The 19,151-nt window shown below is 39.5% G+C and carries 22 protein-coding genes and 1 other annotated feature; of the genes, 9 read left to right on the top strand and 13 right to left on the bottom strand.

Annotation, left to right across the window (positions count from 1 at the left end):
- Positions 1–8: 8 nt before the first annotated feature.
- Positions 9–2,435 (bottom strand): EAL domain-containing protein, encoded by a 2,427-nt coding sequence (locus Q4550_RS02980; RefSeq protein WP_303530244.1) that lies wholly within the window; start codon positions 2,433–2,435, stop codon positions 9–11.
- 86 nt (positions 2,436–2,521) lie between these two features.
- Positions 2,522–3,520 carry a tryptophan--tRNA ligase gene (locus Q4550_RS02985; RefSeq protein WP_194220452.1) on the bottom strand — a complete coding sequence of 333 codons (999 nt, stop codon included), beginning with the start codon at positions 3,518–3,520 and terminating at the stop codon, positions 2,522–2,524.
- Between the two features lie 46 nt (positions 3,521–3,566).
- Positions 3,567–3,812: a binding site (T-box leader), on the bottom strand.
- A gap of 163 nt (positions 3,813–3,975) precedes the next feature.
- Here Q4550_RS02985 and desB point away from each other — a divergent pair.
- Positions 3,976–5,028, top strand: a complete 1,053-nt coding sequence (desB, locus tag Q4550_RS02990) for a Delta(10) desaturase DesB (RefSeq protein WP_303530246.1) — start codon at positions 3,976–3,978, stop codon at positions 5,026–5,028.
- A gap of 130 nt (positions 5,029–5,158) precedes the next feature.
- Here desB and Q4550_RS02995 read toward each other — a convergent pair whose 3' ends face one another.
- Entirely contained in the window at positions 5,159–5,254 is a 96-nt protein-coding gene (locus Q4550_RS02995) for a YjcZ family sporulation protein (protein WP_142329528.1), read from the bottom strand.
- A 268-nt stretch (positions 5,255–5,522) separates the two neighbouring features.
- Between Q4550_RS02995 and Q4550_RS03000 the strand changes: the two genes are divergently transcribed.
- Genes Q4550_RS03000 through arsC form a run of 3 tightly spaced genes read left to right on the top strand, consistent with a single transcriptional unit; the run spans position 5,523 to position 7,623 of the window.
- Positions 5,523–5,867, top strand: coding sequence for an ArsR/SmtB family transcription factor (locus Q4550_RS03000; RefSeq protein ID WP_194220450.1), 345 nt, complete (start codon positions 5,523–5,525; stop codon positions 5,865–5,867).
- A 13-nt stretch (positions 5,868–5,880) separates the two neighbouring features.
- Complete coding sequence (locus Q4550_RS03005; protein ID WP_242057334.1) at positions 5,881–7,173, top strand: arsenic transporter; 1,293 nt, start codon at positions 5,881–5,883, stop codon at positions 7,171–7,173.
- Positions 7,174–7,200: 27 nt separating this feature from the next.
- Complete coding sequence (gene arsC, locus Q4550_RS03010) at positions 7,201–7,623, top strand: arsenate reductase (thioredoxin) (RefSeq protein WP_194220449.1); 423 nt, start codon at positions 7,201–7,203, stop codon at positions 7,621–7,623.
- A 153-nt stretch (positions 7,624–7,776) separates the two neighbouring features.
- Here arsC and Q4550_RS03015 read toward each other — a convergent pair whose 3' ends face one another.
- Complete coding sequence (locus tag Q4550_RS03015; RefSeq protein ID WP_303530254.1) at positions 7,777–8,061, bottom strand: putative quinol monooxygenase; 285 nt, start codon at positions 8,059–8,061, stop codon at positions 7,777–7,779.
- A gap of 79 nt (positions 8,062–8,140) precedes the next feature.
- The gene (locus Q4550_RS03020; protein ID WP_306558322.1) at positions 8,141–8,437 is read right to left on the bottom strand and encodes a hypothetical protein; all 297 of its coding nucleotides are present in this window, start codon (positions 8,435–8,437) and stop codon (positions 8,141–8,143) included.
- Between the two features lie 179 nt (positions 8,438–8,616).
- Here Q4550_RS03020 and Q4550_RS03025 point away from each other — a divergent pair, with 179 nt between their 5' ends.
- Positions 8,617–8,916: an MTH1187 family thiamine-binding protein gene (locus Q4550_RS03025; RefSeq protein ID WP_194220447.1), complete on the top strand. Its 300-nt coding sequence runs from the start codon at positions 8,617–8,619 to the stop codon at positions 8,914–8,916.
- Between the two features lie 44 nt (positions 8,917–8,960).
- Here Q4550_RS03025 and Q4550_RS03030 read toward each other — a convergent pair whose 3' ends face one another.
- The 3 genes from Q4550_RS03030 to bcbE form a co-directional block, all read right to left on the bottom strand.
- A complete protein-coding gene (locus Q4550_RS03030) occupies positions 8,961–10,088 on the bottom strand; it encodes a M14 family metallopeptidase (protein WP_303530257.1) in 1,128 nt (375 codons plus the stop codon).
- 173 nt (positions 10,089–10,261) lie between these two features.
- Positions 10,262–10,429, bottom strand: a complete 168-nt coding sequence (locus tag Q4550_RS03035; RefSeq protein WP_194220445.1) for a hypothetical protein — start codon at positions 10,427–10,429, stop codon at positions 10,262–10,264.
- 86 nt (positions 10,430–10,515) lie between these two features.
- Positions 10,516–11,718 carry a bacillibactin exporter BcbE gene (gene bcbE, locus Q4550_RS03040; protein WP_303530259.1) on the bottom strand — a complete coding sequence of 401 codons (1,203 nt, stop codon included), beginning with the start codon at positions 11,716–11,718 and terminating at the stop codon, positions 10,516–10,518.
- Positions 11,719–11,978: 260 nt separating this feature from the next.
- On the opposite strand from bcbE, the gene spxA reads away from it, so the two are divergent.
- Positions 11,979–12,374: a transcriptional regulator SpxA gene (spxA, locus tag Q4550_RS03045; protein ID WP_194220443.1), complete on the top strand. Its 396-nt coding sequence runs from the start codon at positions 11,979–11,981 to the stop codon at positions 12,372–12,374.
- 68 nt (positions 12,375–12,442) lie between these two features.
- Here the strand turns inward: spxA and lspA are convergent, their stop codons facing one another.
- Positions 12,443–12,904: a signal peptidase II gene (lspA, locus tag Q4550_RS03050; protein WP_303530487.1), complete on the bottom strand. Its 462-nt coding sequence runs from the start codon at positions 12,902–12,904 to the stop codon at positions 12,443–12,445.
- Between the two features lie 165 nt (positions 12,905–13,069).
- Here lspA and Q4550_RS03055 point away from each other — a divergent pair, with 165 nt between their 5' ends.
- A complete protein-coding gene (locus tag Q4550_RS03055) occupies positions 13,070–13,486 on the top strand; it encodes a universal stress protein (RefSeq protein ID WP_303530261.1) in 417 nt (138 codons plus the stop codon).
- Between the two features lie 29 nt (positions 13,487–13,515).
- On the opposite strand, the gene Q4550_RS03060 is transcribed toward Q4550_RS03055, so the two are convergent.
- Entirely contained in the window at positions 13,516–13,914 is a 399-nt protein-coding gene (locus tag Q4550_RS03060; RefSeq protein WP_303530262.1) for an NUDIX hydrolase, read from the bottom strand.
- Positions 13,915–14,373: 459 nt separating this feature from the next.
- On the opposite strand from Q4550_RS03060, the gene Q4550_RS03065 reads away from it, so the two are divergent.
- Positions 14,374–15,036, top strand: a complete 663-nt coding sequence (locus Q4550_RS03065) for a DUF4396 domain-containing protein (RefSeq protein WP_303530264.1) — start codon at positions 14,374–14,376, stop codon at positions 15,034–15,036.
- A 17-nt stretch (positions 15,037–15,053) separates the two neighbouring features.
- Here Q4550_RS03065 and Q4550_RS03070 read toward each other — a convergent pair whose 3' ends face one another.
- The gene (locus Q4550_RS03070) at positions 15,054–15,977 is read right to left on the bottom strand and encodes an aminoglycoside phosphotransferase family protein (protein WP_303530265.1); all 924 of its coding nucleotides are present in this window, start codon (positions 15,975–15,977) and stop codon (positions 15,054–15,056) included.
- Between the two features lie 280 nt (positions 15,978–16,257).
- On the opposite strand from Q4550_RS03070, the gene Q4550_RS03075 reads away from it, so the two are divergent.
- Positions 16,258–17,538 (top strand): histidine--tRNA ligase, encoded by a 1,281-nt coding sequence (locus Q4550_RS03075; protein ID WP_303530267.1) that lies wholly within the window; start codon positions 16,258–16,260, stop codon positions 17,536–17,538.
- A 54-nt stretch (positions 17,539–17,592) separates the two neighbouring features.
- Here Q4550_RS03075 and Q4550_RS03080 read toward each other — a convergent pair whose 3' ends face one another.
- Positions 17,593–18,009: an NUDIX hydrolase gene (locus tag Q4550_RS03080; protein WP_308809525.1), complete on the bottom strand. Its 417-nt coding sequence runs from the start codon at positions 18,007–18,009 to the stop codon at positions 17,593–17,595.
- A 103-nt stretch (positions 18,010–18,112) separates the two neighbouring features.
- A complete protein-coding gene (locus Q4550_RS03085; RefSeq protein WP_303530269.1) occupies positions 18,113–18,892 on the bottom strand; it encodes a TerC family protein in 780 nt (259 codons plus the stop codon).
- Positions 18,893–19,151: the final 259 nt, after the last annotated feature.

Raw genomic sequence — 19,151 nt, forward strand, 5'->3', positions numbered from 1 at the left:
TAAATCGATTAAGCTGGTGATGGTGCCAAATTCAAATAGGTATCTTCAATTTGTTGAGGTGGAACCGGCTTGCTGTAGTAATAGCCCTGAATACTATCACAGCCTTTTGCGGATAGAAAATCAGCTTGTTCAATCGTTTCTACACCTTCTGCAATGACGTGCAGTTTTAATTGCTTGCTCATAGCAATAATCGCACTCGTAATCTGGTCAGACTTCACATTTTGCGTTAGCTCATCAATAAAGGACTTATCGATTTTCACTTGATTGATCGAAAAATCTTTAAGATAGCTTAACGAACTATGACCTGTGCCAAAATCATCTATTGAGATACTCACTCCAAGGTCGCGAAGGGATGTGATCATCCACGACGAGCGCGTGGAGTTTTCCATTGTCATACTCTCTGTTACTTCAAGCTCTAACAACGCTGGATCGAGAGAATACTTGTGTAGCGTTTCTTTAATCGTGGTAATTAGTTCATCACTTTGAAATTGCTTGGCAGAAAGATTAACTGAAACACGAAGCGGATAACCGCTCTCACACCATTTCTTCGCCTGTTCACAAGCCATATCAAGCACTTGACGACCAAGTTCGACGATAAGTCCCGTCTCTTCCGCCAGTGAGATGAATTCGCCCGGAAATCGTAGTTCTCCATTTCCAGATTTCCAGCGAACGAGAGCTTCGACACCTGAAAGTGAACCATCCGTACATTTCACCTGGGGTTGATAATGTAAAATGAATTCCTTGTTGATCAGACCTGTTCGAAGCGAACTTTCTTCTATTAATCTCAATTCACTTTTTTGTCCCATGGATGTTGAATAGAATTGGTATTTCTTGCGATTCCGGCCTTTTGCGGAATACATCGCAATATCGGCATGCTTCATCAATGATTCAACGTTTGTGCCGTCCCCAGGTGAAGCTGCTATGCCGATACTTGCCGAAGTGGACAGTTCGTGAGAGCTAACCTGAAACGGCTTTTCAAATGCTTCAATAATCTGATTTGCAAGCTCATCAGGATAGATATGTTTAAATCCATCGAGTACAATTACGAATTCATCCCCTCCAAGGCGCGCGAGAAAACCATATGGGTCCACGCATTTTTGCAGACGCTCGGATACTGCACAAAGAAAAAGATCACCTGTGTTATGACCAAGAGCATCATTAATAACTTTAAAACGATCAAGATCCAGCATCATAACAGCAAGATCTGCTGGTTCATCTACTTTCCTAAGGCAGTTCTCTAGGTATTCAACAAATGAACGACGATTTGGTAATGACGTTAATTCATCAAAATATGCCATCTGATGCGTTTTTTGCTCTGCTTTTCTTTGCTTCGTTATATCTTTTGTAATGGCGTAGATTCGATCGAGACGATCATTTAAATAAATGGGAACGAACGTCACATTTAAATCGTTAATCTCTCCGTCAATCGTAAAGACCTTTGTATTGAAACTGACAGCCTGCCTCGTTTCATGCACCGAAAGGAAATAGTGACTCACTCGCTTTAATTCTTCACTTTCGAAAAAATCCATTGGATTCACATGATTTAATTCATCTTTTTTCACACGGAATAGTTTTTCACCTGCAGGGTTGAGCGAACGAATTTTCCCATCTATTGTCAAAGTGAGGATCGCATCAATGCTATATGTAAGCAGTGATCGTAAACGATAATCATTTCCCTTCATCTCAATTGACTGTTTAATCAATTTCCGTTCAGTGACAACACCAAAAATTAAGATCGTTTGAACGCACAACGTACCGACGGCAATAGCAATGGAAAGAGCGGATGTATCTAGCCCCTCTAGAAGGGGTTGATGATGCGCCATGGCCATATAGAAGGTCGCGGCTTCTAGTCCAACATAATGCATCCCTGCAATGGCAATTCCCATAATACTTGCGCTGCCTAACTTTAGTAAAATTAAGTGACGATATTTTTTTGGTCTAGAAAGGGTAAAAGCTAATTTTAACGCTGTAAATGAAGCACCTATTGCGATAAGGGTTGAAAGAATGAGTAGCCATGGATTGTAAACGATAGTGACGTTCTCCATTGCTTCCATACCTATATAATGCATAGCAATAATAGCTCCAGACATAAAGACCGTTCCAACACCTAACCTTTTAATCGTTAGTTCCTTTCCTCCAACTGCGACAAGAGCAATAAAAGATCCAATGAAGGACGCGCAAATAGACAGAGCAACGAGTGGAACATCATAGGTCATTGGCATCGACATTGAAAAAGCAAGCATGCCGATAAAATGCATCGACCATATTCCAATTCCCATTGCGCCTGCCCCACCTATGACCCATACCCACTTGCGAATCCCTTTCGAATAGGAAACTCTACCTGCGAGATCTAGCGCACTATATGAAGCGAAGACGGCGATCACTACCGATAGTAAGACGATCCACCAATTATATTCTCCTGACATTTCAATCATAGTGTTTTGCCTCCGAAGTTATCATAAAAAATTTATATATGACCTTTATCGGCATATGAGAACAATACGTTAAGGTTTTTAGCATACTATCGTCGAATGCCTAGCTTGCTTTTCACATCTTTCAAAAACGGCTCCGCTTTAGCTCTTGCTTTCCTAGCGCCCTCTTCAAGAATTTGATTAAGCTCATCTCTATGAACCATATAGTAATGGTACTTCTCTCGAGGTTCAGCTAAGAAATCATCCATAACATGAAAAAGTTCTTTTTTCGCTTCCCCCCATCCGATCCCTTCTTTGAATTTTTTTCTCATTTCAATCGTTTCGGCATCACTAGCAAATTCTTTATAAAGTGCAAATACCGTTGATGTATCCGGATCCTTTGGTTCTGATGGGTCAGATGAATCCGTTGTAATGCGATTAATTAACTTTTTAAGCTGATCCGGCTCTTCAAACAATGGAATCGTATTGTGATAGCTTTTACTCATTTTTCTTCCGTCAAGTCCAGGAAGTACGGACGTGTTTTTATCGACAATATAGTCTGGCAACGTGAACGTTTCTCCAAATTGAAAATTAAAAGCAGCGGCTATATCCCTTGCGATTTCCACATGCTGAATCTGGTCCTTCCCTACAGGGACGAAATCGGTTTGAAACATAAGAATATCAGACGCCATTAAAATGGGATAAGTGAATACCCCCATATTCACCCCTTCATCCTCCTCTCGATTTCCCTCACGATTTTTCTCCACAATTGCTTTGTAGGCATGCGCCCGATTCATTAATCCTTTAGGGCTAAAACAAGCCAAAATCCACGATAATTCAAAGATTTCTGGTACATCCGATTGACGATAAAGAATCACCTTTGTTGGATCAAGTCCGAGTGCAAGCCACGTAGCTGCAATCCCATACGATAATTCTTCCATCTGCTGCTGATTTCGTATTTTCGTCAATCCGTGGTAATCTGCGACAAAATAAACAGGGTCAAGGTCCTCATTCTTCGCTTGTTTTAAAGCTGGTTTAATCGCTCCAATGTAATTTCCTAAATGAACTCTTCCAGTCGGCTTAATACCTGTTAAGATCGTCTTTTTCATATGGCCCTCCATCATTTTAGACAACACAAAAAGCCTCTCATCCTCTAAAAAGGACGAGAGACCCGTGGTGCCACCTTTGTTCGTTTACAAGCGTAAACGCGCTTACCCTTACAGAATGAAACCTATTTCAATAAGGTGTCTCTTGTATCGGTAAGACGTTCCGCCGAATCCTACTTTACTGTTCAGTTCGGTAGCTCAGAAGCCCATTCATCTGTTGCGCACACTGGTTTCCACCTACCACCAGCTCTCTAAAGTACGGCTCGAGACTACTCTTCTTCTTCATTGCCTGGTTATTTTTTCTTATTCTACCGTGACCCTTATTTGAAATCAATACATTTCCTGATTTTCATTTGAATATTTCTTCTGAATCAGGTACATGATTGACTTATATGCTTATTTCTTCACTTAAATAACATTTACTCTAAAGCATTCTCGCTTTTCGAAAGGAGATCATGATGAACGATCTACACTCATTCAGCTGGTATGCTGCTCGGATTAAGAAACACCTTCCACCTGAAGCATTTAAGCCTGTTCCAGTTCGACTCTTCGGGGGATTTATATATATCGTCATCACATTGACTTGTTTCTTGATCATTGCATCCAACCCATTACCTACCCTCATATCACTTGTCCTTTCATTTATTATTGGCGCTTGCTTTGCCGGACTTGGTTTTCTTGGCCATGAAATTCTACATGGAACCGTTGTAAGAAATGCCTTGCTCCGGGATATTCTAGGCGCAATTGCGTTCTGGCCATTAAGTACTGGCCCAAAACTTTGGAGAAAATGGCACAACCTAAATCACCACGTACATACTCAGCATGATACTAATGATCCAGATGCATGGCCGACCCTTGAACGTATTTCGAGAATGAAAATGTTCAAATGGATTTACGGACTCCCGTTATTTATCCGTTCGTTCTTTGCCTTTATTTCATTAACTGTTCAATTTACCGCCCATTCGATTAAAATGTTTTTTACTTATGTAAAAGAATTTGCGCCCAACAAGCAACGTGACGTTTTTCTACAAATGATTTTGCCCTGGGTAACATGGATCAGCCTTATCTTCGTGTTCGGGATAAGAAATTGGATATTTGCTTATTTCATTCCACTTCTTATCGCAAACTTCATTGTAATGGCATATATTTCAACAAATCACAGATTAAATCCATTAACACCTATTAATGATCCGCTTGCGAACAGTCTCACCGTTACAGTACCAAAAATAGTGGACATTCTTCATTTCAACTTCTCGTATCACACAGAACATCATCTGTTTCCTGGGATGAATCCGAAATATTATCCACTTGTGAAAGAGAAGATTAAAACAATGTGGCCAGATCGATACCACGAGATGCCAATGACAAGAGCCCTCATCACTCTCTGGCATACGCCTCGTGTTTATCATGAACAGACAAATTTAATTGATCCGAGAACGAGTGAGACCTACGGTTCACTAGGTAACAAGCTATACCCAAAATCCATTCTCCCGAAAAAGACAACTGATTAAATGAGCTTGTTCAATCTTTCTATACAAGAAAAGGCTGATTTAAAGTTAATCAGCCTTCTTGCGCATTTATTATTCAACCCGTGCTTCTTCAACAGAAATTCCCTGTTGAATACAGCTTATGTTCCGAGAATTAGTAGCCTCCTCCAACAAAAGCTGCACCTACGATGATAAGGAGAATAAACAGCACTACAATTAGAGCAAACCCACTGCCGTAACCGTATCCCATGGAGTATGACCTCCTTTCCATCTTGGATTACTTCATACTATGCAACTTCCTTTTGAATGGATGGGCATTCGTTTAGTTTTATGGAGACTTTTCTAACCTTATCGTTCAACACAAGACAGTTGGCTATGATAAAGAATGCTAATCGAACAAGGATTTGGAAGCAACGATTACCACAAGCTCTTCCTCCGTTTTCTAAACTTCGTAACTTTTTTAAATGCGCTTGATTATATAAGTATATGCTTATATAATGATTTGTGGAGGTGAAGAAATGGAGAACACAATGATTGAAATCGATCAGGCTGCTTCTGTCCTTAAATTACTTGGTGATAAAACGCGCTTAACGATAGTTGGCCTTTTAAAAGATGGTGAATGCTGCGTCTGTGAGTTTGTAGAAGTATTGCAAATGAGCCAACCTTCTATCAGTCAGCACCTAAGAAAATTGAGAGACTCTGGTTTAGTGAAAGAACGCAAAAAGGGCCAGTGGGTATTCTATTCATTAAATGCAGATCATGAAGCCTTTATAGTGATTCAGAGTATTTTAACCTTCATTCCTGAACAAAAGGATAAACTGTATGAGCTAGAACAAAAAGGACTACGCATATGTTGCGATTAATGGAGGTATTAGATTGACAGTCACACTCGCTATTCTTATTTTCATCCTTACTTTAGTACTCGTTATTTGGCAACCTAAGAACCTGGGTATTGGCTGGTCTGCTTGTGGAGGCGCATTGCTTGCTTTATTAGTCGGTGTTGTAGATTTTCAAGATGTTATCACCGTAACAGGGATTGTATGGAATGCTACCTTTGCTTTTATTGCCATCATTCTAATCTCTCTTATTCTTGATGAGATTGGATTCTTTGAATGGGCGGCGCTTCACATGGCACGAATCGCTAAAGGAAACGGACTTCGCATGTTCATTTACGTCTCGTTACTCGGAGCTGTCGTTGCCGCTTTATTTGCAAATGACGGAGCTGCCCTTATTCTCACGCCAATTGTTCTTGCGATGGTACGTAACTTAAACTTTAAGGAAAAGATGATTTTCCCATTCATTATGGCAAGTGGATTTATTGCCGATACAACCTCACTTCCACTTGTTGTGAGTAACCTTGTGAATATCGTTTCCGCTGACTTCTTTGATATCGGATTTGTTGAGTACGCATCACGTATGATTGTTCCGAACTTATTTTCCTTAGGCGCAAGTATACTTGTCCTTTATCTGTTCTTCCGAAAAGATATTCCTGGAAATTATGATGTTAACCAGCTTCGCGTTCCACATGAAGCGATTAAAGACAGCAGAATGTTTAGGCTCTCCTGGTTTGTCCTTGCGATTCTCCTTGTCGGTTATTTCGCCAGTGAATTTATCGGAGTTCCCGTATCGATTATCGCAGGAATCGTCGCGATCTTCTTTCTACTAATGGGTAGACGCAGTAAAGCGGTTGAAACGATGAACGTCATCAAAGGGGCCCCATGGGCGATTGTTTTCTTCTCAATAGGAATGTATGTGGTCGTTTATGGCCTTCGTAACCAGGGACTAACAGATATTCTTGCAAATGTCATCCAATCAGTAGCAGATCAAGGTTTGCTCGTAGGAACCGTCTCGATGGGCTTCATCGCTGCAATCCTGTCCTCAATTATGAATAACATGCCAACTGTTATGATTGATGCACTAGCGATTGAAGCAACATCAACGACCGGTACAATGCGCGAAGCCCTTATTTACGCGAATATTATTGGATCTGATTTAGGTCCAAAGATTACGCCAATTGGGTCACTTGCAACACTATTATGGCTTCACGTTCTCTCCCAAAAGGGTGTCAAAATATCGTGGGGATACTACTTTAAAATTGGTGTTATTTTAACAGTACCAACTCTACTCATTACGTTACTAGGCCTTTATTTCTGGCTACTAATCATCTAACTATTAATTTAAAAAGGAGAACAATATATGTCTAACAAAAAATCAATTTATTTCTTATGTACAGGTAATTCATGCAGAAGCCAAATGGCTGAAGGATTCGGTAAAAAACACTTAGGTGATGAATACGATGTTTATTCTGCGGGGATTGAAGCCCATGGTCTCAACCCTAATGCTGTTAAAGCAATGAAAGAGTCAGGGATCGACATTTCATCACAAACATCCGACATGATTGATATGGATCTTCTAAACAATGCGGATCTTGTAGTTACGCTTTGTGGTGATGCGAATGATAAATGCCCGAGAACACCAGCGCATGTAAAGCGTGAACATTGGGGATTTGATGACCCAGCTAAAGCAGAAGGCACAGAAGAAGAGAAATGGGCTTTCTTCCAGCGAGTACGTGATGAAATTGAAGAACGTATCGCACGTTTTGCAAAAGAAGGACGTTAATTTATTAGAAAAGCACCTCGGATTCGGGATCCGAGGTGCTTTTCTAATGCTATTATTATGGCTCATTCAGCGATTTTCGTCATTATTCCTACGAAAAACCAACTATATACGCGATATCTCAGTTATTTCCGCGGAAATGAAAAGGAGAATACTTTAAAGTTTCTTCATTTTATAAACTTCTCGGCTATCAATAAGGTCACCGATATCCTTGCGATACTTCTCATAATGCTCTGAGCTAATGTGCGTTTCAATCGCCTGTTGATTTTCCCACACTTCATAGATCACAAACGTTGTATCTTCTATAGATTGATGAACGTCATATTGAATATTCCCTTCTTCATTCCTTGAATCTCTCCGAACTTCTTGAAGGACACTTAAGACATTCTCTTCTTCACCTGTTTTAGACTTTAAAATCGCCGTAACCGCAATTTGTTCCATAAGTTTACTACCTCCAATGCTTATTTAAGAATAGGATAAGCATAGTAGCTTCAACTTATTATAGCAATTGAGGTGCTTGTTATGATTTAAGAACCGGCTTTAAGATAGTGCGCTGAAGTGGAACTCCCCCCATGGTGACATTGCGTTCAATAAACACATATCTCTTTCCATCGATCTTGAATTTACGATTCCCTAAATACTCGACCTCTTTTCCTTGCCCACTCAACTCATTCTTAAGTGCTCTTACGTATTCATTGTAGTCAATATAGCGTTCATCTAGATCAATCTGGATATAATTTTTCCGATAGCCCATTAACCAATTGAATCCAGTTAAAGAGGCAACAAAAACTACCAACATAAGAAAAAAGTTCATCATGCAGCATTCCTCCCGAGCTCTTTTCTATTTATACGAATGAGGTGTCTCTTTCGTTTCGTTTTTTTGAAAATAAAGGAAGTTTCATTAATTCTTTTACATCGTATCCTTCTATTAACGTTTGGATTAGAGAAAATCCGTCAATAGACTACTATGACTACAAGAGAAGGAGAGGATTAAGTATGGCACTATTAGAAATCAGTGTTACACCTGTAGGAACAAGTCAAACGAGCATGAATCATTTTGTAACAGAAGCTGTAAAGTTAGCTGAGAAAGAAGGATTCACTTACCATATTGGACCAACCTCTACTGTCTTTGAAGGAAACGTCGATGAACTCTTTGAATTAGCAAGAGACATTCATACAAGTGCTCTAGGAAAAGGTACAGATCGTGTTATCACAAATATTAAGATTGAACAAAGAGAAGACCGGCCTCTTTCAATTGATGGTCAAGTGAATGAAGTTCGAAGTTCAATTGGGTAATAACAAAAAGGAGGGAGCGAATCATTCGCTCCCTCCTTTTATTTCTAACTTAGAATTTCTTCTTTCTTTAAAACTCCCTCTATTCCATGGCGTGCCTCATTGACAACTGATTCTCTCCATTCGGAATCATCCGGGTAAAACATCGCTTCGAATTCTCCTAGAATCCATTGAATATCATCAACTGATTCTGCCCCTTCAAAATACAAATGATTTTCCAAAATAATCGTCATAAATTCGCGAATTTCAGCCTGTTTATCTGTTCCAAACGTTCCGAACTCAAACAAAGCCGATAGAAGATATGTTTCTGGGTAAGCTTCTTCTTTTAATTTGTAGAAATGATTCGTAGAATCCCCTTTAACTTTTTCAGGAGTATACTTTTCGACGTTGTTAAGATTGTACGCTTCTTGTAACTCCTTCACGTCTCTTCCATCATTCTCTGAGATCACCATTGTTATTTCATTTGTTGGTCCAAGAGCTGTATGCCAATCCATGTGGACAACACCAGGATAAGTTCCTAACAACTTTTCTTGTATATCCTTTAAGAAAAGAGCTGATTCTTCAGCTGTTGAACCTCCGTAATAGACACCGCGCTCAAATTCAAATTGGCCCATTCCCTTTGCTTTTTTTAATCCTGCGTATCCTTCCTTTGCTAGCCCTTTAATTAACTGTGCATATAGCTTGTGCTTCTCTGCTTGCAAATCAGTGATTTTACCATTTGGAAGAAATAAGTCGCTTTCCTTAGCATAATTTTTATTCACGTCTCTACGAATTGAATTTTCGTCATAAAAGTAATTTCTGTTTAGATCAACATTATTTTCTGTAACCCGTCGAAAATGCCGCATACCCCACGGATTAAGGGCATGAATCAGGCAAATCCCTGTCGTTGAAGGATCGATTTGATCAAGATATTCTTCTACAAACATATGGATAACCGCTGCTCCAGCATAGCCTTCTATCCCGTGCTCGCCTGAAGTGAAGAATAAAACACGATCGTTTGATGTAAGGGCTTCAGAGTAAATCATATCGATTGTATTATCTTCTTCTTTCCCAATTGACTTTGTTGATAAGGTCGCGGAAGGCCATTTCTTTTGGATTTTCTCAAGGTGACTGCGAAATGTCTCACGTGACTGTTCGTAATTTTTAGCAAAATAGTGATCTGTTTGAAGTGTCATAACGAATAATCTCCTTTGCATTTTATTGTACCGTTGCTAAATTGGTTAACTAACCTTCTCATACCACTATCCGTAATTATCAAACTTCTAAGAGGTCAAACATCAGGAATCTTTCTACCTTTCCATTAAGCAAGATACAAAAAAAGATGAAAACTCGTTTCAGAGTCTCCATCTTATTTGTTCTTCTCGTATTTTGATACTTGATGCGATTGTTCATATTCAGCAAGCTCTAATTCTAAACGCTTTTGTGTACGCTTTTTATCAACGTTGAGAAATAGTGCTGCTACCGCTATAAAGCCTATACTTAACATTAAGAACTGTAGAATTAATTCTAATGACATTATTCATTCCCTCTTTCTATTTTTCCATTTATTCCTTACTTTTGGTTTTTCGTGGGGGTTATATATTTACCCTATATTTCACCACTCTAAACATCTGTGTTGGTTTCAGGCTTAATGGAAACAAAGCAAAGAAGGATTGCAATTGCTGTTACACCTGCTGAAGCATAGAAAACAACTTCATGAGACTGCTTCATAAACAATGCATATATCGGTGGACCTGCCGCTACGCCAAGAAAGCGAGTCGAGCTATAAAGAGATGTAATTGTTCCACGTTCTTCTTTTTTTACACCTTCTGTGATAAGGGCATCAAGACAAGGTAGAGACATTCCAATCCCAACACCACCCACAAATAAAATCAGTAACATCAACCAGAGTCGTTCCGTAAATGAGACGGTCAATGTCGATGCTGCCAGAATGAATAAACCAATGAAAATACACCATTTCATCGTTTTCTTATTCTCACCAATACGTTTTCCCGTCACATAGGAAGTTAATGAAAGAGCAACAAGCGGAATAGCAATAACCCCTCCTTTTTTTACACCTACAATTTGAAATTCATTTTCCAAAAACCCGGCAAGATAGAAGAGAATGCCAAAAAGAACAAACATAATCACGCCGCCAATTGCAAAAATCGCCGTTAGCCACTTTCCATCTTTTCGAAAAATGTTTTTTAAGCACGACAAAAAACAGGAAAAAGTTTGTGGTTCCTCTTTTTTTTCTGGTGACTTAACAAGGAATATGACAAGTAATATTGAAATAAGTGAGAAAACAGGTATGGACAAGAAAGGCAAGTACCAGAGAAAGGATGCCAGAAGAGCTCCAAGAATGGGACTCAGCACCTTCCCAACTGTATTTGAAGTTTCAATTAAGCCTAATCCCGCACTTACATCTTTATCATTTTTGAATAAATCTCCTACGAGAGGAAGAACAACAGGGGCTGCTCCAGAAGATCCGATCCCTTGAAGTACCCTTCCTATAAGAATCATGACGTATGGATTTTCTAGAGACCATGATGCCCAGCCTGTGACAAGCCCTCCTATCCCAGCGATAAACAAACTTGGGATGATCACTTTTTTTCTTCCGTATCGATCGGACAAATAACCGGCAATTGGAATTAATAAAATGGCTGCAATAGAATAAACCGTAATGATCATCGAAACCTTAAAGGATGTGATGCTGAGCTTCTTTTCAATTATAGGCAATACTGGAATGAGCATTGAGTTCCCTAGCGTCATCACAAGTGGAATTGAAGCAAGTGATATCAAATCCCACTTCTTTTTATCATCCATGAGCATCCTCCAATAAAACTTAACTTCTTACGTAGTTTGCCTGCTCTCGTTAGCGGGTATACCTTAGTAAAAGCTGGCTATTATTATTAATCATTTAGAAGAAATTCCCACTATTTAGATCGAATAACTTTGACCAAGAGGAATTTAACACATAGATAATCGTCGAAAATGTGTAACATAACTTACAGTCAGGCAACGACTTTTTTTAGTATACTTAACATGGAGATGAACCATGTAAAATCCATTTGGAGGTCAAACATATGATTACACTTTACACATCACCAAGCTGTACTTCGTGCAGAAAGGCAAAAGCGTGGCTGGAAGAGCACAACCTTCCTTATGAACAGCGCAACATGTTCGCAAAGCCGCTCACAGAAGATGAGATTAAAGCTATAATTCGTATGACTGAAAAAGGAACCGAAGAAATCATCTCGAAGCGTTCAAAAGCCTTTGATGCGCTTGATAAAGAGGTTGATGAGCTTACACTTCAGGAACTATACAGCTTGATTAAAGAAAATCCCGGCATTTTAAAACGCCCGATTTTACTTGATACTAAACGACTTCAAGTAGGCTTCCACGAGGACGAAATTAGAAGCTTTCTCCCTAGAAAAGTTCGAGCTTTTCAACTTGAGCAAATTCTTCAAGAAGCAAAATAATAAATTGTCCCTTTAGAGTAAGTGAAACAAAAAGCGAGAGAGGCTTATCCTCTCTCGCTTTTGTTTGGCTATTTCTCCTGATCATCAAATCCTTGAATCGTAAATTTTTTCATAAAATAAAGAACGAGGATTAAAATAAAGCCATATCTGATCTCAGTATCAGCAAGATTAAAAATCCCTTCGCTCCAGCTCACTTTCATAAAATCAATCACATAACCATATTGAATACGATCAATTAAGTTCCCAAGTCCACCACTAATGAGTAAGCCAAAAGCTAGCTGCACAGCAAAGCGTTTTGGGGTGGCACGTATGTATCCATAAATAAGGAGAAGCACGATACTCGCTTGTAGAAAAATCAATAAACCTGTGTATCCTTCTAACAATCCTCTTGTAGCTCCGGTATTGTAATAAAGCTGAAAGGTTAAAAATCCATTGATTATGTCAATTTGTTCATTCAAGTTTAAAATCGAGTCAATCCATCGCTTTGTTACAAGATCCATAACAAGCAAAATAGTCACCATCGTGATCATCCGTTTCACCGCGTCCACATCCTTTTTAAATCTTCAACCATTATCCTTTATGACTGCCTTCTCTGACAATCAATTCGCCTTTTATGCTTGATTGAGACACTTCTATACAGGGTAAGGACTTATAGAACCTAGTAACAAGTCAATTACTCTGGAGGTTTTGTAATAATGTATCAACAGATTTTACTTGCATCGGATGGATCCACAGATTCAGTAAAAGCAGCTGAAAAGGCTTTTGAATTAGCCAACTTAACAGGTGGACATGTTGAAATCGTATATGTCATTGATGGTGAAACATCTAAGCACGATGCGTTACGTCATGCTGATTCCTCCGGTCTTGATATGGAGAGAAGAGAGAAACTAAGCTCCACAGAAGCAATTGCTGAAGAAGCTAACGTTTCTTATGACGTGACTATTCTACATGGATCTCCTTCCACTACTCTTATTGATCATGCAAATGAAACGAAAAGTGATCTTGTTGTCATGGGCACAAGAGGACTTAATGTTCTTCAAGAAATGGTGATCGGCAGTGTAAGTCATCAAGTGATTCAAAAGGCAAACTGCCCTGTACTTGTTGTCAAATAATGAACGAAACAAAGAAAAGACTCCTTAACTTAAGGAGTCTTTTCGTATAAATAATTCGTTAAATATGCTGCGTCCTCAGGATAGGCATGTGAAATCCCCTCTACTTCATCAATCGTTTTCCATTCAATTTCTTTCACATCTTCTTCAGAATCGTCAAGAGAAAGCATGCCGCCTACCACATTTACTTCGTAATAATAGGTCGTCACATTCATTCCATTCACATCCTGATCTTTAACGAACAAAGGTTTCTCAATGGCTACTTGATACCCCGTCTCTTCCATCACTTCACGAACACAGCACATCTCAGGCGTCTCTCCTTTCTCGATCTCACCAGAAGGAACGGCCCATTCGTCACTTTCATTACGAATCATTAGTAAATCTCCCTGGTCATTGATACATACAGCAGCTGCTCCAAACCATTCCTGCATTCTACTCATCCTTTAGCTTCCATTATGTATTTAGGGGCTCGTTTGACTTTTAACGTGTTCTGAACTAGAAACCTGATGATTTGTTTCTTCAGGTGCTTTCATTCCATATTTTTTTTGGATGATATAACCAATCATTAGAATCGAAGCGATCAAACCCTAGAAAATCCAACCGATTAACGTCAATTTGTCCCCTCCTCCATTAAACTCTCTGATTATTCTACGATTCACGGCGCCTTATTGTTTCAAATAGTTACTAAAAAGTGCCTATTTACTAGAAAAATTTATAAACTCTATAATGGGAAAGTTGTAGCTAAAATCGAACACGAATACCCCATTGAACTCGCTCTCTTTCAAAAAGTGCGAGTCTTTTTATGATCATGGATCATTGGAGTTATCCGTTTACCGTATACCCCCAGAGGGTAACGGATATGTACATACTTATTTTCGAGGTGAGATGATTTGACTACTTTACAGCTTATATCCATTCTTGCACTATCAATTGGACTTCTTTCTTCCATCGTCATTCTCATTGACATCATTCGTCATCCTCAAATGATGAAAATCATGAATGTGGTCTGGCCAATAAACGGATGGTTTCTTGGACCTTTCGCTATCTGGGCCTATTTTAAATGGGGCCGTTTGAAAGCGAGGAATTTGGATTATGAAGACAATCGCGGAAAGTCTGCCAAGGTGTTTATGTCCACAAGCCATTGCTCTGCCGGTTGTACACTTGGTGATGCGGTAGGCGTGCCGATCGTTGCCTTAACAAGTTTTGCGCTGCTTGGTTCCATTCTCTATACTCATTATCTTGTCGAGTTCATTCTTGCATACGGGTTTGGTATTCTATTTCAATTCTATGCCATTTACCCGATGAACAAAGAGAATGGTGCGTGGAATGCGATTAAAGAAGCTGCGAAAGCCGACACGCTTTCTTTGATCGCTTTTGAAGTTGGCATGTTTGGTTGGATGGCGATCGTTCATTTTGTTTTATTTACCGAGCCACCAAAACCCGACTCAGCTGTCTACTGGTTTATGATGCAAATTGCGATGATTCTTGGATTTGCGACAAGCTATCCTGCAAACTGGTGGTTAGTAAAGAAAGGTATAAAAGAAGCGATGTAACTGAAGAAAGCCAGGCCCTAGGCCTGGCTTCCTTCATACCATTTCGGAATTGTCCGCTCAAAGCCTTCATACATCTCCCATACATACTGAATGGCCTCTTTCGCTTGAGGAAGATCTTCTGGAAAGTAATCCGTTGCCCAATTCATATGGTAGATCAGAAGCTGAGCCATATGAACCGACCGGATTTTCCAAAACAGTTCAGGAACATGAACTTTGAAGTAACCATGAATAACCCCTTTTGAGAAAGGAATACTTAAACGACTTGAGAATAATTCTAGCTTATCAAACTCCGAATTGGCCGTATTTACACCGCATCGATTAAAATCAATCACCCCAGCATATTTATTCTTATGGATAATCAAATTCCCTGCATGAAAGTCATGATGAGCAAAGACGAGCCTGCTTTCACCGATAAGGTGGATATGGTTTCTTACATAGTCAATGATCTTTCTACCAAATGGGATTGGTATATCAAGTCTAGAATACCGTTCTACCGCTTTCTCAAATTTCCCTTGAATAAAGGCCACATGTTCAGGCATTGACGCTTCAATTCGAAGTTGGTGCATATAATCGAGATCTAATCCTGCTTCGTAACCAGCAGCATACTGTTCCTCCGTTGTTAATTTCGCTAAAGCAGCTTCGCTATCTTGCCCTTCAAGAAAAGAACAAATCGTATAGCAGAAGTTCTCTTCAGGAACTTCACCGAACGCATATACTTCCTGACAGCGGACTCCAAGTTTCTTAAAAGCCTTCATCTTCTCAACCTTCTCTTGAACCCGCTCACGTAAATCCACCTCATATAATCGAAGCAATACGTCCTTTCCATTCCACTTTGTTACGTATTTCAAATCAAAAGAATACCCCTTAGTAATCTTTCTTAATGTAACATTCGATAGTTCAGGAATATGCGATATGACTTCCTCTTCCGTAAGACTTCTCAAACAATTCCCCACCTTTCTATAGGAAATATTATCCTATTAAATCTTCAAAAAAAAAGAAATATTGCCGAAATAGTTTTCATGTGCTACCATATTTTGAAATAAGAGGTGAGCGATATGAGACAATTATTCATCGTACAACTTCATCATCACAGCTAGCCTTGCTATCCGATTGCAAAATGATCGCGAATAGGAAGGCTATTACTCGTAACCGTATGAATTGAGAAGAACATTTCTCCAGTTCATGCGGTTTTTTGTATTCAAAAACGAAAGGATGAGGACTATGAAAAAGCTGAAAGATCAGAATGTCAAAGGAACGATGGATTATTTACCTGAAGATGAAATCATACGGCGCAAAGTAAGAAGAACAATAGAAGACACATTTGTTCAATACAACTGTTCTCCACTTGAAACACCGATCCTTAACGATCGGAAATTGATGGCTTCAAAGTATGCGGGTGGCGATGAAATTTTAGAAGAAATGTACTCCCTCTCTGATCGTGGAGAGAGAGATCTCGCCCTTCGATACGATTTAACTATCCCATTCGCCAAAGTTGTTGCGATGAATCCAGCTTTACCTATGCCCTTCAAGCGTTATGAAATCGGAAAGGTGTTTCGAGATGGACCCGTTAAACCCGGGCGGTTTAGAGAATTCACTCAGTGCGATGTGGATATAACCGGCGTGAGTTCACAAATGGCCGAAGCAGAATTAATGGAGATGGCTCTCGATCTTTTCAATCAACTCGAACTTGATGTGACGATTCAGTATAACAACCGTAAACTGCTTGCAGGTATGCTAGAGTCGATCTCTATTCCTACACCTCGCTTAAATGATGTGATTCTCACGATGGATAAGCTCGAGAAAATTGGGATGGAAGGCGTTAAGCAAGAGCTCTTCCAAAAAGATATCTCCTCTAAAGCCATTAATAACGTTGAGCGCTATGCAAAAGAGTGGATCAATCAAGACCTCTCCTATTTTGAACAGTTCGCCTCTGTGAATTCAACTGTACGTGAGGGGTTAAATGAACTTAAAGAACTCACTTCTTACTTGGATGGACTTAACCTCGTTCAAAAATGTCAGTTCAATCCTTTCCTTGCAAGAGGGCTCGATATTTATACAGGGACGATTTATGAGATTTTCTTAAGTAACCAATCCATTACATCCAGCATTGGAAGCGGTGGTCGCTACGATAGTGCGATCGGAGGTTTACTCGGTAGTGAAGAGCCTTTTTCAACAGTTGGGATTTCATTCGGCCTAGATGTAATATTAACCGCATTGAAACAGAGTGGTACTTCACTTGTGACAAATGAAAAGCCTGAATATGTCATTATCCCTATTAGTGCCAAACGTGAAGCCTTGATCGTGGCGTCCGCTTATAGGAAATTAGGATGTCGGATCGAGGTGGATATGAGTGAGAAACGGATTGGTAAATCGATCGAACGCGCAAGTAAAAGAGGAATAGAAAAAGTGATTCTCGTTGGGGATAAGGAAGTTGAAAACAACGAAATTGTCGTAAAAATATTAGATCAAGGAACGGAGGAGCGTATTCCCTTCCAATTTTAAAACTGTTATAAATATAGCCTTAAGATCCCCCAAGGATCTTAAGGCTACTTGACATTATCCCTGTAAGACGTAAGGAATTGAAGTATGAAGTAAGCTCTCAATTCCCCCTTGATGATAAGGCATCCATTTGTCTGCTTCTTTTCTGTTCATCCACTTGACGTCCGCTATTGTTTCCGTATCTTGAATAGATAAATGTCCACGCGATATTTTTCCTTTAAATGTAAAGAAGTGGACATGGTAATTCGTCATAAACGCTTCATTAACACTCAATAAATTTTCTACTTCTACGGTTAATCCTGTTTCTTCTCTCATTTCGCGAATAGCAGCTTGTGCAAGGGTCTCTCCATCTTCCACCGACCCACCTGGTAATGACCAGTTATTATGTTTGATATTTTGAACCATTAACACTTGATCCTCTTTTTCGTTATAAAGTAGCGTATATACCACATCAACTCTTATTATTTTGAACACTCTCCCTTCTAATCAAAAATCAACAAAGCGCAAAACCATTTTTTACCTTTATAGTTTACCAGATCCCTTTCTCACAATGGGAAAAAGATTGAGATGCATGTTTTTACAGTGTTTCTCCCTTTAATGCTTCAGTTTTTTTCGAATTCGATAGAAACCAGCCACCGGCTGCAATCAAAAGTAACACCGTATAAAACGTTATTTTCCATCCTGGAGACTTAGCAAATGCTTCAGGGAGCACCCCTAAATCAGGATGCGAGAGTGTATATACTGATAGTTTAATTCCAACCCATCCTACAATCATAAACGCAGCAACCTCTAAACCTGGCCTTGCTTTTAATAGCTTCACGAAATAATTTGCTGCAAATCGCATTATGACTAATCCAATTAATCCACCAGCGAAAATAACAAGGAATTTCCCACCATCTATACCACCAATTTGCGGTAGAGGTGTATTCGGCAATGTGACGGCTAATGCAACGGCTGCTAAAATGGAATCTACGGCAAAAGCGATATCCGCTAGCTCTACCTTAAAAACAGTCCCCCAGAAGCCTGCCTTTTTCTTATTCTGTTTCTTTGGTGCTTCCTTACCTTTGTGAATCATCTGTTTTCGAACGATATGATTGATCGCAATAAACAAGAGGTAGAACGCACCGATCGCCTGAACTTGCCATACGTTGACTAGAAAAGAAATAGCAAATAATGAAGCAAATCGAAAAACAAATGCACCGGCAAGACCATAAAATAGAGCCTTTTGACGTTCCTCATCTGGTAAATGCTTCACCATAATCGCTAAGACAAGTGCATTATCTGCCGCAAGCAGCCCTTCAAGAGCAATCAGAAGCAGCAAAACCCATCCATATTCTAGTAACATTGAAGCATCCATCTATACATCCCCCTTTTTTCATCCATACTGCTTTGTTCTTCACAAAAAAACCTTTGCCTAATTGGCAAAGGTTTTTGATGCAAATAAAGACCTCTACCGTAAAAGTAAAGGTCTTGCTAACAACACGAATGTTGCCAACAAAGCCGAGAGCAGTGAAGCTCTGGAATGACGACTTTGCTGTAAAAGCTACTCCCCTTTAGGAGTTGCAGTATGAAATTTTTATTATTTGAAATGATCATAATCTAATATTCTATCACTG

It is taken from the genome of Anaerobacillus sp. 1_MG-2023 (assembly GCF_030547345.1).
In the GTDB taxonomy this organism is placed as follows: Bacteria; Bacillota; Bacilli; order Bacillales; family Guptibacillaceae; genus Guptibacillus; species Guptibacillus hwajinpoensis_B.

Excerpts from the sequence above, each read along its gene's own strand:
- Q4550_RS02980 (WP_303530244.1), bottom strand. The coding sequence starts at position 2,435 with ATGATTGAAATGTCAGGAGAATATAATTGGTGGATCGTCTTACTATCG.
- Q4550_RS02985 (WP_194220452.1), bottom strand. The coding sequence starts at position 3,520 with ATGAAAAAGACGATCTTAACAGGTATTAAGCCGACTGGAAGAGTTCAT.
- desB (WP_303530246.1), top strand. The coding sequence starts at position 3,976 with ATGAACGATCTACACTCATTCAGCTGGTATGCTGCTCGGATTAAGAAA.
- Q4550_RS02995 (WP_142329528.1), bottom strand. The coding sequence starts at position 5,254 with ATGGGATACGGTTACGGCAGTGGGTTTGCTCTAATTGTAGTGCTGTTT.
- Q4550_RS03000 (WP_194220450.1), top strand. The coding sequence starts at position 5,523 with ATGGAGAACACAATGATTGAAATCGATCAGGCTGCTTCTGTCCTTAAA.
- arsC (WP_194220449.1), top strand. The coding sequence starts at position 7,201 with ATGTCTAACAAAAAATCAATTTATTTCTTATGTACAGGTAATTCATGC.
- Q4550_RS03015 (WP_303530254.1), bottom strand. The coding sequence starts at position 8,061 with ATGGAACAAATTGCGGTTACGGCGATTTTAAAGTCTAAAACAGGTGAA.
- Q4550_RS03020 (WP_306558322.1), bottom strand. The coding sequence starts at position 8,437 with ATGATGAACTTTTTTCTTATGTTGGTAGTTTTTGTTGCCTCTTTAACT.
- Q4550_RS03025 (WP_194220447.1), top strand. The coding sequence starts at position 8,617 with ATGGCACTATTAGAAATCAGTGTTACACCTGTAGGAACAAGTCAAACG.
- Q4550_RS03030 (WP_303530257.1), bottom strand. The coding sequence starts at position 10,088 with ATGACACTTCAAACAGATCACTATTTTGCTAAAAATTACGAACAGTCA.
- Q4550_RS03035 (WP_194220445.1), bottom strand. The coding sequence starts at position 10,429 with ATGTCATTAGAATTAATTCTACAGTTCTTAATGTTAAGTATAGGCTTT.
- bcbE (WP_303530259.1), bottom strand. The coding sequence starts at position 11,718 with ATGGATGATAAAAAGAAGTGGGATTTGATATCACTTGCTTCAATTCCA.
- spxA (WP_194220443.1), top strand. The coding sequence starts at position 11,979 with ATGATTACACTTTACACATCACCAAGCTGTACTTCGTGCAGAAAGGCA.
- lspA (WP_303530487.1), bottom strand. The coding sequence starts at position 12,904 with ATGATCACGATGGTGACTATTTTGCTTGTTATGGATCTTGTAACAAAG.
- Q4550_RS03055 (WP_303530261.1), top strand. The coding sequence starts at position 13,070 with ATGTATCAACAGATTTTACTTGCATCGGATGGATCCACAGATTCAGTA.
- Q4550_RS03060 (WP_303530262.1), bottom strand. The coding sequence starts at position 13,914 with ATGCAGGAATGGTTTGGAGCAGCTGCTGTATGTATCAATGACCAGGGA.
- Q4550_RS03075 (WP_303530267.1), top strand. The coding sequence starts at position 16,258 with ATGAAAAAGCTGAAAGATCAGAATGTCAAAGGAACGATGGATTATTTA.
- Q4550_RS03085 (WP_303530269.1), bottom strand. The coding sequence starts at position 18,892 with ATGGATGCTTCAATGTTACTAGAATATGGATGGGTTTTGCTGCTTCTG.